Origin of the sequence: Flavobacterium sp. W1B (genome assembly GCF_047344965.1) — a bacterium.
In the GTDB taxonomy this organism is placed as follows: domain Bacteria; phylum Bacteroidota; class Bacteroidia; order Flavobacteriales; family Flavobacteriaceae; genus Flavobacterium.
Genome location: NZ_CP178845.1, coordinates 2,074,009 through 2,088,424, shown reverse-complemented (window position 1 = coordinate 2,088,424; position 14,416 = coordinate 2,074,009). Strand labels below are relative to the sequence as shown.

The 14,416-nt window shown below is 34.0% G+C and carries 13 protein-coding genes; all 13 read left to right on the top strand.

Annotation, left to right across the window (positions count from 1 at the left end):
* The first annotated feature begins 59 nt into the window (after nt 1–59).
* The 13 genes from ACMDB5_RS09065 (at nt 60) to ACMDB5_RS09005 (ending at nt 14,414) form a co-directional block, all read left to right on the top strand.
* On the top strand, nt 60–1,268 hold the full coding sequence (locus ACMDB5_RS09065) for an anhydro-N-acetylmuramic acid kinase (protein WP_413997942.1): 1,209 nt from the start codon (nt 60–62) through the stop codon (nt 1,266–1,268).
* A 77-nt stretch (nt 1,269–1,345) separates the two neighbouring features.
* Nucleotides 1,346–2,617, top strand: a complete 1,272-nt coding sequence (locus ACMDB5_RS09060; RefSeq protein ID WP_413997941.1) for an acyltransferase family protein — start codon at nt 1,346–1,348, stop codon at nt 2,615–2,617.
* Between the two features lie 159 nt (nt 2,618–2,776).
* On the top strand, nt 2,777–4,354 hold the full coding sequence (locus tag ACMDB5_RS09055; RefSeq protein WP_413997940.1) for a glycoside hydrolase family 10 protein: 1,578 nt from the start codon (nt 2,777–2,779) through the stop codon (nt 4,352–4,354).
* Entirely contained in the window at nt 4,338–5,618 is a 1,281-nt protein-coding gene (locus ACMDB5_RS09050) for an MFS transporter (protein ID WP_413997939.1), read from the top strand. The genes ACMDB5_RS09055 and ACMDB5_RS09050 overlap by 17 nt, the downstream gene beginning before the upstream one ends.
* Nucleotides 5,619–5,642: 24 nt before the next feature.
* A complete protein-coding gene (locus ACMDB5_RS09045; RefSeq protein WP_413997938.1) occupies nt 5,643–7,238 on the top strand; it encodes a glycoside hydrolase family 3 protein in 1,596 nt (531 codons plus the stop codon).
* A 139-nt stretch (nt 7,239–7,377) separates the two neighbouring features.
* Complete coding sequence (locus tag ACMDB5_RS09040; protein WP_413997937.1) at nt 7,378–8,016, top strand: peroxiredoxin; 639 nt, start codon at nt 7,378–7,380, stop codon at nt 8,014–8,016.
* Between the two features lie 88 nt (nt 8,017–8,104).
* Nucleotides 8,105–8,413, top strand: coding sequence for a thioredoxin family protein (locus tag ACMDB5_RS09035; RefSeq protein ID WP_413997936.1), 309 nt, complete (start codon nt 8,105–8,107; stop codon nt 8,411–8,413).
* Between the two features lie 118 nt (nt 8,414–8,531).
* Nucleotides 8,532–8,789 (top strand): DUF6952 family protein, encoded by a 258-nt coding sequence (locus ACMDB5_RS09030; RefSeq protein WP_072944863.1) that lies wholly within the window; start codon nt 8,532–8,534, stop codon nt 8,787–8,789.
* Between the two features lie 189 nt (nt 8,790–8,978).
* On the top strand, nt 8,979–9,476 hold the full coding sequence (gene tpx / locus ACMDB5_RS09025) for a thiol peroxidase (RefSeq protein WP_413997935.1): 498 nt from the start codon (nt 8,979–8,981) through the stop codon (nt 9,474–9,476).
* A 10-nt stretch (nt 9,477–9,486) separates the two neighbouring features.
* Nucleotides 9,487–9,861 (top strand): diacylglycerol kinase family protein, encoded by a 375-nt coding sequence (locus tag ACMDB5_RS09020; RefSeq protein ID WP_413997934.1) that lies wholly within the window; start codon nt 9,487–9,489, stop codon nt 9,859–9,861.
* 18 nt (nt 9,862–9,879) lie between these two features.
* Nucleotides 9,880–12,321, top strand: coding sequence for a DNA translocase FtsK (locus ACMDB5_RS09015; RefSeq protein ID WP_413997933.1), 2,442 nt, complete (start codon nt 9,880–9,882; stop codon nt 12,319–12,321).
* Between the two features lie 4 nt (nt 12,322–12,325).
* Entirely contained in the window at nt 12,326–12,967 is a 642-nt protein-coding gene (locus tag ACMDB5_RS09010; protein ID WP_413997932.1) for a LolA family protein, read from the top strand.
* 7 nt (nt 12,968–12,974) lie between these two features.
* On the top strand, nt 12,975–14,414 hold the full coding sequence (locus tag ACMDB5_RS09005) for an LptF/LptG family permease (RefSeq protein ID WP_413997931.1): 1,440 nt from the start codon (nt 12,975–12,977) through the stop codon (nt 14,412–14,414).
* Nucleotides 14,415–14,416 lie beyond the last annotated feature (2 nt).

The following is a 14,416-nucleotide window of genomic DNA, read 5'->3' as shown; positions in this document are numbered from 1 at the left end:
AACACTTCTATATATTTAGAAAAAATCTCAATATTGGATTAACTTTTTAAAATCAAATCATGAACGCAAATCTGGAATCGCTCTATAAAATTGCCCAAAAACCATCGCGAACTATTATTGGTTTAATGTCCGGTACTTCTTTGGATGGTTTGGATGTGGCTTTATGTGAGATTTCAGGTTCTGGCGAAAATACAGAAGTCAAATTAATCCAATTTGAGACTGTTGCTTACTCTGAAGATATTAAATCAGAAATCAGAACGGTATTTGCAAAACAAACTATTGATTTCCAGAAACTGGTATTATTGAATGAATGGATTGGAGTTCTTCACGCTACTATTATTTTGGACTGTCTGAAACGTTGGCTAATCTCAACAGATAAAATTGATTTGATAGCCTCACATGGACAAACCGTTTTTCATGCTCCGAAGATTCTGCACCAACAAGAAAAATTCCCGAATGCCACTTTACAAATTGGAGACGGTGATCATATTGCAGTAAAAACAGGAATTATTACTATCTCAGATTTTAGGCAAAAACACCTTGCAGCAGGTGGCGAAGGTGCTCCACTTGCGGTTTACGGCGATTATTTTCTATTTGGGAAAAAAGGCAAAAATCGTATTATGCTCAACATGGGCGGGATTGCTAATTTTACGTTCTTGCCCTCGAGTATGAGTCCCGAGGAAGTTTTTGTAACAGATACCGGAACGGCAAATACCTTGATCGATGTTTTTACCAAACTTTATTTCCCAGACAAATCATACGATAAAGATGCTGAAATTGCTAAAAAAGGCACAATAAATCCATCACTTTTGAATGCCTTAAAATCCAATGAATTCTTCCAAAAACCTTATCCTAAAACTACAGGCCCGGAACTTTTTAATATTGAATACGTCAAAAAAGTACAAACTGAAAGCAACACTGAGAACATTACTATTCAAGATTTATTGGCAACATTAACTCGATTTAGTGCCGAAACTATAGCTAGTGCAATACGCTCAACTATAGACAATACAACATATCCTATTGAAAGTTTTACCATTTATATGTCCGGTGGCGGAGCTCATAATCCTCTATTAGTACAATGGCTAAAAGAATTATTGCCCTGTAATTTTTCGAGAACCGATGACTTAGGGATTTCAGGCGATGCCAAAGAAGCAATATTATTTGCCATTTTAGCCAATGAGACAGTTTCTGGAGGAAATTCTGATTTTGGAATACGCAAAGGAATTCCATCGGTTTCCATGGGAAAAATTTCATTTCCCAGTTAAAAATAAAAACCAAATTTAAAGTTTAAAAAACTTTCACTCTTTCACTAATTAATAAACCAAGAAACCAACCAAAAACAATGATAAAAGAACGTTTAATTTCACTAGATGTATTCAGAGGATTTACTATTTTATTGATGACTATTGTCAATAATCCCGGAAGCTGGGCTTCCATTTATCCGCCTTTACAACACGCTGAATGGCATGGCTGTACTCCTACCGATTTAGTTTTTCCCTTTTTTATTTTCATAATGGGTACCGCAATTCCTTTTGCAATGCCAACTAAACAATTCGATTTTGCCGTTTTTAATAAAATTATCGTTCGTTCGTTACGAATTTTCTGTTTAGGATTATTCTTAAATTATTTTAGCCGAATAGAAATCTTGGGTTTAGAAGGAATTCCTTTATTGATCCTCAGATTGCTTATCACTTTTGCAGTGGCTTATGCCCTTTTAGGAAACTTCAGTTTAAAAATAAAAACCTACTTGGTTTTCGGAATTTTTGCAATTCTACTATTCTTGGCATACAGTCAAATTGAAGCTTATCAGAATGTAAGAATACCTGGGGTTTTACAACGAATAGGAATTGTATATTTCTTTACTTCTCTTTTATTTTTGAAAACAAACCTAAAAACACAACTTCTGGTTGCTGCTTCACTGTTATTAGGATATTGGCTTTTAATGGCTTTTGCACCAGTTCCAGGATATGGAGCGGCAAATTTTGAAAAAGGAACCAACTTAGCTGCTTGGCTAGACAATTCACTTCTAAACGGGCATTTATGGAGTTATTCTAAAACTTGGGATCCCGAAGGAATACTGAGCACTTTACCTGCCATAGCTACAGGAATTTTAGGAATGTTCATTGGACAAATACTCAACCTTCAAATTCCAAAAATTGAAATTGTAAAAAAAACAGCAATCACAGGAATTGTTCTGGTAATTATAGGTTTAGTATGGAACATCATATTCCCTATAAACAAATCACTTTGGACAAGCTCTTATGTATTATACACCGCTGGTATTGCAACATTATCTTTAGCAATATTGTACTATATAATAGATGTGGCAAACTATAAAAAATGGACTAAGTTATTTTTAATTTGGGGAGTAAATCCCATGATTGTGTTTTTATTTTCAGGAATAATTCCTAGAGTTTTGAGTGCAATTAAGATCGAAAATCCAGAAATAGCAGCTGAAAGAATCAATCTTCAGAATTACTTTTACAAATTTTGTATTGTTCCTCTTTTTAGCAATCCATTGAATGCGTCATTAAGTTTTGCATTAGCCTATGCCGTTTTTTGGTCAATAATCCTATGGATATTTTATAAATACAAATTGATTTTTAAAGTATAACCCGTAAAATAATTATTTCCAAATTTACTTTTTGTAATGAATATCAATAATTTGGCAAAGAAATTGTACGAACTAAACAATTACAATTTTAGGTCCTTTATATCTTATAAATGTCACTAAAAAGGCTAATTTTGATTTCCATAAAAAACATTCAAACCAATGAATCCAAAAAATTTTATCTTATTGCTGCTTCCCATATTTCTATTATCATTTTCTAATGGAAATGCACAAGAAAATTTGATGTATCCCAAAAACGAATTCAGAGCTGTTTGGATTGCTACAGTTGTAAATATTGACTGGCCAAAAGCTGGCGCTGATCCCGTAGAGAAACAAAAAGCGGATTATCTTGAGATTCTGGATACCTATAAAAAATTAAATTACAACGCGGTTATTGTTCAAATACGCAGTGTTGGTGATGCTTTTTACCCTTCAAAATTAGCCCCTTGGTCTAAATATTTGACCGGAAAAGAAGGACAGGCGCCTAATCCTTATTTTGACCCATTAGAATGGATGATTACCGAAGCACATAATAGAGGCTTTGAATTTCACGCTTGGTTAAACCCTTACCGCGCCACCATGGATTTGAAAACGGAAGCCTTGAGTCCTGAGCATGATTATTTCAAACATCCGGAATGGATGATTAAATATGGCGGAAAATATTATTACAACCCTGCCCTACCTGAAGTTCAAACGCATCTGATTGCCGTTGTGGATGAAGTCGTTAGGAATTACGATATTGACGCGATTCATTTTGACGATTATTTTTATCCTTATAAAATAACCGGAGAAAACTTCAATGATACAGAGTCTTTCAAAAAATATGGAAATGGAATGAGGTTAGATGATTGGCGTCGTTTAAATGTGAATAATTTTGTAAAATACACCTCTTATTCTATAAAAAACATCAAGCCTTGGGTACAATTTGGCATTAGCCCATTTGGAGTTTGGCGAAATAAATCGGTAGATCCAAAGGGTTCCGATACTCAGGCTGGCCAAACAAATTATGACGATTTGTTTGCCGATCCGATGGAATGGATGGAACACAGCTGGGTTGATTATATACTTCCACAATTGTATTGGAGTTTAGATCATCGTACGGCTTCCTATTCGAAACTAATAAAATGGTGGTCCGAAAATTCTAAAAATACCGCTGTATATATAGGTAACGGAAGCTATAAGGTAAATGCCGATTCTGATAAAAGATGGAATAATCCAAGTGAAATTCCCAATCAAATCGATGTGACTCGTTCTTATAAAAATATTAACGGTAATGCTTTTTTTAGTGCCAAATCATTTGTCAATAAAAACAAAGCCGTTACCAAACTACTTATGGAAAATCAGTATAAATACCCAGCACTTCCAAACGTAGTTCCCAATTCAAGAAAAACGGTAATTGATATCCCAACAGTGTGCAACACCACTAATAACGATAACTCTTGTACATACACACTTAATTATCCACTCAACAGTAAGGTGCGTTATGTTATGGTCTACGGTGTTCAAAACAATTCAAAAATTGATGTGAATGATCCAAGTCAAATTATAGATAAAATAGCTTTCACAGAGAAAAAAGATGCTATCAACATTGTTATTAAAAATAATATTTTAGATCCAAATTATAACTACGCCATATCTTTTGTTGATTTTTACGGCAATGAAAGTGAAGCTACTTTATTGAACACTACAACACAAACAAGTATAATCCAAAGCCCTTCAAATAATGAAAATAGACAATAGACCTTGGTATTGGATACCTGTTTTAAACTTTGCCTCGGGCCTGCCTTACGCTATTATCATTTCGGTTTCGGTAATCATGTACAAGAATCTGGGAATCAGCAATGAAGACATCGGAATATACACCAGCCTTTTGTATTTACCTTGGGTTATAAAACCTTTGTGGAGCCCTTTTATTGATCTTTATGCCACCAAAAGAAAATGGTTTATAGCCATGCAATTATTAATTTCAATTGCCTTTTTAGTTGTTGGATTAACCATTCCAATGAATCATTTTTTTGTGATAAGTCTAGCTGTTTTTTGGGTAGCTGCTTTTGCGTCGGCTTCAAATGATGTGGCCAGCGATGGTTTTTATATGTTGGCTTTAGAAAAAGACCAACAATCTTTTTTTCTGGGAATACGAAGTACTTTTTACCGCCTTTCGATGCTTACCGGAAATGGTTTAGTTGTAATTATTGGAGGATACCTCGAACAAGAATATGGCGATAAACAAAAAGCATGGTCCTACACGATGATCATCGTTGGATTAATTATGACTCTGCTTACCATTTACAATTATTTTGCTACGCCAAAAACGGAAATAGCCACTCCTCTAAAAGAAACAAGCAAAACTTCAAACGCCAGTTTCGGAGCTGTATTTGCCAGTTTTTTTCAAAAAAAACAAATCGGACTCATTTTGGCCTTTATCTTATTATTTAGATTAGGCGAATCGCAATTGTTAAAGATGCTGACTCCTTTTCTAATTGACGAAAAAGGCGTTGGCGGATTAGGTCTAACTACCCAAGATGTGGGCGTTATTTATGGAACTTTTGGAGTGATTGCCTTGACTGTTGGCGGAATCATTGGCGGAATTGTCATCTCTAGAGACGGACTTGGTAAATGGATGTTACCCATGATCTTAGCCATGCACTTGCCTATCCTTGGGTTTATTTTACTTGCCCATTTTCATCCTATATCTGTTCATTACGTATACGCTGTGGTGGTTGCCGAGCAATTTGGCTATGGTTTTGGTTTTGCTGCTTTTATGATGTTTCTAATTTATGTAGCCGATGGCGAGTCAAAAACCTCCCACTACTCTATTGCTACGGGATTTATGGCTTTAGGCATGATGCTTCCCGGAATGGTTAGCGGTTATATTCAAGAATATTTAGGTTACACTAATTTCTTTATTTGGGTGTTTCTGGCAACGATACCGGGGCTGATATTGTCTCGTTTCTTGATTTTCCCTTATGATTTTGGCAAAAAAACAGAAGAATCAAAAACTTAAATTTACAATAACAATAGTTCACGAATGACATTAGAACAAAAAATAGGACAGTTTTTTTTTCCTGCCGTTTTCATAAACGATACCGAAGAAAACATTCAAGCAACAGAACAATTAATAAAAAAACATAATATTGGCGGACTTACCTTTTTTCACAGTAGAGCCAGTGCTGCCACTAATTATGAAACCAAGAAAAAAATTGTTTTCAACGACGATAGTTACCAGCGCCTAAAAGATCTTATTGTTCGTTATCAAAAATGTGCTACTACTCCATTATTAATGAGTATCGATGCCGAATGGGGTTTAGCCATGCGTGTCGAAAAAACACCGCAATATCCTTATGCCATTACCCTTGGTGCTTTGCCAACTGATGCATCACATTTAGTTTATGAAGTAGGAAAACAAATTGGTTTAGACCTAAAATCGGCCGGGATTCATTATAATTTGGCTCCTTTGGCGGATATCAATAACAACCCAAATAATCCCGTAATTGGCTATCGTTCTTTTGGCGAAAACAAAGAAAAAGTGGCTCAATTTGCTCTTGAATACTTAAGAGGAATGAACGATGTGGGCGTTTTAGGTTGTTTGAAACATTTTCCAGGGCATGGCAACACCAACGTAGATTCGCATCTTGGTCTGCCTGTTTTAGAGGAAAGTCTGGAAGAATTACTCGAAAATGAATTGTATCCTTTTATCAAAGGAATAGAAAGCGATGTCGATTCAATAATGATTGGCCATTTGGCTGTTCCTGCTTTGAATAACGGAGCAAATACCTCGGCCACTTTATCAAAATCGGTAATTGAAACCCTTTTGCGAAAGCAATTAAATTATGATGGTTTGGTGATTTCGGATGCCTTGAATATGCATAGTGTTTCTAAACTATATGACAAAAAAGGCCAGCTGGAATGGGAAGCTTTCAATGCCGGAAATGATATATTGTGTTTTGCCGTAAATGTTGAGGAAGGAATTCAGGAAATCCTCGAAAAAGCCACGCCTGAAAGAATAGAAGCAAGCTATAATCGTTTGATGAAATGCAAGCAAAAAGCAGGAATACTATTTGATAACGAGCCTAAAGGCAATTTAGATTTTGAAGCGGCATCCGTTTTGAACCGTAAAATTGCTCAAAGTTCCATCACTAAAATAAGAGATAATAACAATACCGCGGTTGTTTTGGATGCATCCAAAAAAGGAAAAATCGCCAAAGTAAGTCTTTACAAAAACGCAGATAATGCTTTTTTCAAAACCTTAAATAAGACAATTCCTTCGCCGGAATTTGCCATTGAAATGGAGGATATCGATTCAATTGAAAGCATAGAAAAAAGCCTGACTGATTATGATACTTTAATAATTTCTCTATTTGTTCCAAAGGCAAAGCCATTGAATAATTTTGATATCGAAGAGGAAGTTTTAGCCTTTTTGAAAAAAATATTTAGTGCTAAACGCTGTGTTTTATATGTATTTGGAAATCCTTATGCGTTGCAAATAATTCCAAACTTAAAATCGGCTTTAGGAATCGTTCAAGTATACCAAGATTTTACAGAATTTCAAGAAAATGCCGCACAACAATTGCTGGATAATTCTGAATGCAAAGGAGCACTTCCGGTAATTATCAGCGATTTATAATATTTTATTATGACTTAACAGCAAAATGATAGCTAAATCTTATCAATAGATAAAATTTTACAATCAAATCTTATTGCTTTAAGCCTTCTGTTTGTCGTATTTTTGCAGCAGAATAATAAATTAATCTAAAATAAATAATATGTCATTAGTAGGAAAGAAATTCCCAAGCATTGAAGTTGACGCCATCTCAGAAATGGGTGATAATTTGAAAATCAACATTTTTGAAGAAGCTACAAAAAACAACAAAAAAGTACTTTTGTTTTGGTATCCAAAAGATTTTACTTTTGTTTGTCCAACTGAACTTCACGCTTTTCAAGCAGCTTTGCCGGAATTTGAAAAAAGAAATACAATCGTAATTGGTGCTTCTTGCGATACAAACGAAGTACACTTTGCATGGTTAAACACTCCAAAAAATAATGGTGGAATTGAAGGTGTAACTTACCCAATTCTTGCTGATACTAACAGAAACTTATCTAACATTTTAGGTATTCTTGATATTGATTCAACTGAATACAGCGAAGAAACTGATTCAGTAATTGTTGAAGGATCTAACGTAACTTTTAGAGCTACTTATTTAATTGATGAAACAGGTAAAATTTTCCACGAAAGTGTAAATGATATGCCTCTTGGTCGTAATGTAAACGAATACCTACGTATGGTTGACGCTTACACTCACATTCAAGAAAAAGGAGAAGTATGTCCTGCAAACTGGGAAGCTGGAAAAGAAGCGATGAGCGCTGACAGAAAAAGTACTGCTGAATACTTAAGCTTAAACTAATATTTAGCTTAAATCACAATGGCAATTAAAGTACTTGTGGTATCTTTAATTGCCATTATTTTTTTCACCTCCTTAAAAAACACAAATTATGTTAATAGACTTAAACGAAGACACTTTAGCTGATTTAATCACTAAAAACGATAAAGTGGTGGTTCAATTTTCGGCATCTTGGTGTGGAAATTGTAGAATCATGAAACCAAAATTTAAAAAATTGGCTTCAGAAAACGATGCGATTACTTTTGTTCTTGTAGATGCAGAAAATTCTCCTGAATCGAGAAAGTTAGCCAATGTAAGCAATTTACCAACTTTTGCAACTTTTGTAAATGGAAAATTAGTAAACGAAACCCAAACAAATAAACAAGAAGTACTGATTGATTTAGTAAACGAAATTGTATAATTAGATTGTTAGATCATTAGAATTTCAGAACAGCTAGACTGTTTTGTTCTTTGATTTTACGACAATCTCTGGCAATATAATTCATCTAAAAAATCTAACTATTCTAAAAATCTAAAAAATGAAATTACCTGTAATTAAGCATCTAACTCAGTTTATAGAAGAAAACGATCAAGATTATATCATAGAAACTATTGAAGTTTTGGAAGCAATGACAGAAATACCTTCATTGAAAGATGAAGAATTGGATGTTATAGGCGAACTGATTTCTAATATGTATGGCGCATTAGAAGTTCACAAATTAGTAAAAAACGGAACGGATAAAAAAGAAGCATTAAATACTTTTATGAAAAGAGTTTTAGGCTCAATTGATAAATAATGGCACTTTATATTATTATTAAAAGATAGAAACGCACTTAGAAATAAGCGCGTTTTTTTTTATCCTAGCTTTATTTATCAAAAAGACATCGAATTACATTGCTTTTCTTATTGTTCTAAAATCTTAAACCTTAAAACCTAAATCTTAAATAATTTTCATACTTTTGAACCTCACAAAAAAACACATATCATGGCTTCAATAACATTAGGAGGAAATCCAATACACACTTCAGGAGAGTTACCAAAAGTAGGAACAAAACTATCTGATTTCAAATTAGTTAAAAGCGATCTTTCTATTGCTTCATTGAATGACTTTGCCGGAAAAAAATTAATCCTAAATATTTTCCCAAGCGTTGATACCGGAACTTGCGCAACATCAGTTAGAAAATTTAATGAAACCGCTTCAAACTTAGCAAATACAGCCGTATTATGCATTTCAAGAGATTTACCTTTTGCTCAAAAACGTTTTTGTGGTGCCGAAGGACTTGAAAATGTTGTCAATTTATCTGATTTCCAAGAAGGAAATTTTGGTAAAACAAATGGATTAGAAATCACTGACGGACCTTTGGCAGGATTGCACTCTAGAGCAATTATAATTGTTGATGAAAATGGAACAATTACTCATACAGAACAAGTTTCTGAAATTGCTGACGAACCAAATTACGAAGCGGCATTAGCGGCACTATAATACATCTTTAATGGAATTTCAAAAAGACAATACCTTCGTTACAGGACGAATGAAAAGCATGACTTATGCCTTTCAGGGAGCAGTAAAATTAATCACCACCGAACACAGTATAATGGTTCAATTTTCAATAGGAATATTGATGACTATTGCTGGGTTCTATTTTGGCATTACTAAAACAGAATGGCTTTTTCAAACCTTAGCGATAGGATTAGTAGTTAGTGTTGAAGGTTTGAACACAGCTGTAGAAAAAATTGCCGACTTTATTCATCCAAATTATCACGAGAGAATTGGATTTATAAAAGACATTGCTGCTGGAGCTGTTTTCTTTGCTGCAATGACGGCAATCGCAATCGGTTTAATCATATATATACCAATCTTATTTTAGGTATTATAACAATTTAGAATGGCCAAAACAACAAAAAAGGAACCTTTACAAAAAAAAGACAAGTCCAAATCTGAGACTAGCAAAACCTGGGAGATAACAAAACAGCATAAGATTGTCTTGGGCTGTCTTTTGGTATTATTTTCTATTGCTTTATCGCTTGCCTTTATTTCATTTTACATTCACGGACAACAAGATCAGAGTGCCGTAGCCGAATTAGCGAACAGAGCAGAAACTGTTCAAAATTGGCTAGGAAAATTTGGTGCATTTTTGGCTGATTTAATTGTATATAATGGCTTTGGACTAGCTTCATTCCTATTTGTTCGTTTGTTTTTCTTGTCTGGAATCTTTTTAATACTGGGTCTTTCTTCAAAAAAACTCAAAGGGATCTGGTTTTGGGATTTATTTGCCTTAATTATTATATCGATTTTATTTGGCTTTTTCGCAACTTCTTTGCCAGAATTAGGCGGAGTTGTTGGCTATGAATTAAATTTATTTTTACAGGATTACATCGGAAAAACAGGAACTCTTCTTACGCTCCTTTTTGGTCTTATTATTTATGTAATTTTTAAACTCAAATTGTCTCCTGAAAGAATCCAATCTGTCTTTGAAAATACCAAAAAAGAAATCAAAACAGATTTAGGATCGATTACAGTTAACAAGAATGATAGTGCCTATAATTTAGAAGAATTCGCCATTACAGATGAAAGCGGACTTGAGGATATTGTTTTAAAACCAAAGACTTCACAATTTGAGATTAACAAAGAATCTTTGAAACCTACGATTTCAAATTCTTCCGAAATTAACTTGGATCCTATCTCGAAACCTATTACTGTTCCTCCTCCTTTTACCAATGAGACAGCAGATTCTTCAGATTCTTTCGTGATTGAAACAGCTCCCGAAGAAGATATAATTGAGGAAAATTTAGCTTCTAGATTAGTTTCTGATTTTGGATTATTCGACCCTACTTTGGATTTATCCAATTATAAATACCCAACAATTGAATTATTAAAAGAATATTCAACTGGTGGAATTACAATAAACCAAGAGGAATTAGAAGAAAATAAAAATAAAATTGTTGACACGCTTCGCAATTACAAAATTGAGATTGCGCAAATAAAAGCAACCGTTGGTCCATCGGTTACTTTATATGAAATTGTTCCTGAAGCCGGAATTCGTATTTCTAAGATTAAAAGTTTGGAAGATGATATCGCCTTATCTCTTTCCGCGTTAGGAATTCGTATCATCGCCCCTATTCCAGGAAAAGGAACGATAGGAATCGAGGTTCCGAATAAGAATCCTACGATGGTTTCGATGAAAAGCGTTATTGGCTCAGCCAAATTTCAAGAAGCCGAAATGGAACTTCCTATCGCCTTAGGAAAAACAATCTCGAACGAAACTTTTGTTGTCGATCTAGCCAAAATGCCTCACTTATTAATGGCTGGTGCTACCGGACAAGGAAAATCGGTTGGTTTGAATGCTGTTTTAACTTCTTTACTTTACAAAAAACACCCTGCCGAAGTTAAATTTGTCTTGGTCGATCCTAAAAAAGTAGAATTAACACTCTTTAATAAAATTGAAAGACATTACTTGGCCAAGCTTCCTGATACCGAAGACGCCATTATTACTGATAATGCCAAGGTGGTAAATACCTTGAATTCACTTTGTGTGGAAATGGATAATCGCTATTCTTTATTGAAAGATGCGATGGTTCGGAACATCAAAGAATACAACGATAAATTTAAAGCCAGAAAACTAAATCCTGAAAATGGACACCGATTTTTGCCTTACATTATATTAGTTGTCGATGAATTTGCCGATTTGATCATGACAGCCGGAAAAGAAGTTGAAGTTCCTATTGCCCGTTTAGCCCAGTTAGCACGTGCTATTGGAATTCATTTGATTATTGCAACACAAAGACCTTCGGTAAACGTAATTACTGGTTTGATAAAAGCCAATTTTCCTGCCAGAATTGCCTTTAGAGTTACTTCTAAGATTGATTCCCGAACTATTTTGGATACCCAAGGTGCAGATCAACTAATTGGTCGTGGAGATATGCTTTACACCAATGGTAATGATGTGGTACGTGTACAATGTGCCTTTATAGACACACCCGAAGTGGAAAAAATAACCGATTTTATAGGTTCTCAAAAAGCTTATGCTACCGCATATTTACTTCCAGAATTTGTAGGAGAAGATAGTGGCATCAATCTTGATATGGATATTTCCGAAAGAGATACTTTATTTAGAGAAGCAGCAGAAATTATTGTGAATGCCCAACAAGGTTCGGCATCATTGTTGCAAAGAAAATTAAAGTTGGGTTACAACAGAGCCGGTCGATTAATTGACCAACTCGAAGCCGCCGGAATTGTAGGGCCGTTTGAAGGTAGTAAGGCGCGAAGTGTAAATATCCTTGACATGAGTTCTCTTGATCAATTTTTCAACAATGAACAAAACAATTAATATTATGAACAAAATTATTCAGGTTGCATTTATTTTACTTTTTAGCTTTTCGATACAAGCCCAAGACAAAAAAGCAAAAGAACTTTTAGATCAGGTAACCTCAAAAGTAAAAAGTTATGACAATATTGTAATCGATTTTAAATATTCCTTGAACAATTCTAAAGAAAACATCAATCAGGATAGTAAAGGAAACGTAACAATGAAGAAGAATCAATATGTTTTGAACTTCATGGGAATCACTAAAATTTTTGACGGAAAAAAAACGTATACTATTGTACCAGAAGATGAAGAAATCACTATTTCGAATTTTAATGAAAAAGACGACAGCGCTATCACTCCATCAAAACTTTTAACTTTTTTCAATAGTGGATATCGTTATACTATGGATAATTTACAAAACATAAGAGGTAGAAAGATTCAATACGTTAAATTGGTTCCAACCAATGCAAAAGATCAGAGAAAAGAAATATTATTAGGAATCGATATTCAAACTAAACACATCTACAATTTAATTGAAATAGGTAAAAAAGGAACAAAAACAACTTTAACCGTTAATTCTTTTAAAACCAACCAACCTTTATCAAAAAATCAATTTACCTTTGCAGAAAGTAAATATCCAAATTACTACATCAATAAATTAGATTAATCTGTAGGTGAAAATTCTTGACAAATACTTATTAAAAACATTCCTGATTACATTTACCACGGTATTTGTAATCTTGTTTTTTATATTCATACTCCAAACCATTTGGTTGTTTATTGCCGAATTAGCCGGCAAGGATTTAGATATATTCATGATTATTAAATTTTTGCTATTTTCAATGCCTCGAATAATTCCGTTGGTATTACCCCTATCTATATTACTTGCCTCCATTATGACTTTTGGGAATTTAGCCGAAAACTATGAGTTTGCCGCTATGAAGTCTTCCGGAATATCATTGCAAAGAGCCATGAGAAGTCTAACCATATTTATTCTTTTATTGAGTTTTGTTGCCTTTTTATTTGCCAATAACGTAATCCCTTATGCCGAATACAAGTTCATCAATTTCAGAAAAAATATTGCGCAGGTAAAACCAGCCCTAGCCATAGCCGAAGGCCAGTTTAGCGATGTGGGTGCTTACAATATCAAAGTCAATAAAAAATCAGGCGAAAACGGAAATATCCTAACAGGAATAACTATTCACAAAAAATCAAATAATGGTGAGGGTAATAAAACCGTAATCAAAGCCAAAAATGGCGAATTAATCAGTAGCGAAAAATCAAGCGTCCTGCAATTAGTTCTAAATGAGGGCAACTACTATGAAGACATTACACCAAAAAATTACACAGATAGGAACAAATTGCCTTTCGCTAAAAGCGCTTTCAAAAAATACACCATCAATATTGACTTATCACAATTGAACAATACTGCTGCTGACAACAACGATATAGCTAACACCACTACTATGTTGACAGCAAATGAGCTAAACTACAGCTTAGATTCTTTGAACAAAAGTTTTAAGACTGAAGTTGTTTCTTATGCAGAGAATATCAATTTAAGAACAGGAATTCCCAATAGCACTCCTATTATTAAAGAGGACAAACAGAAAAGAAAAGAGCTTCCTAACAATATTTTATCATTGTATTCCAATGAACAAAAAACAGAAATATTAAAAATGGCAAACAGCAATGTTAGTAGCACCGGCTACTCCATTGAAAGTACAAAAGTAAATTTAGAGACCAAGCAGAAAAACATCAACAATCACATACTCGCTTTTTACGATAAATTTGTAATCGCATTTGCTTGTTTTTTAATGTTTTTTATTGGCGCTCCATTGGGTGCAATTATACGAAAAGGAGGGCTTGGACTTCCAATTGTTTTTGCAGTTCTAATTTTTATTGCATTTCACTTCATCAATACTTTTGGAAAAAGAATTGCCCAAGAAAACGGATTATCTCCTTTTATGGGAGCTTGGATGTCATCCATTATTCTCTCTCCACTAGCAATATTACTGACTTACAGAGCAACAAATGATATAGGACTCATTAATATGGATGTAATTTTAGCACCATTTCAAAGACTATTTCAAAAACTATTTCCATCTCAAAAATAAAC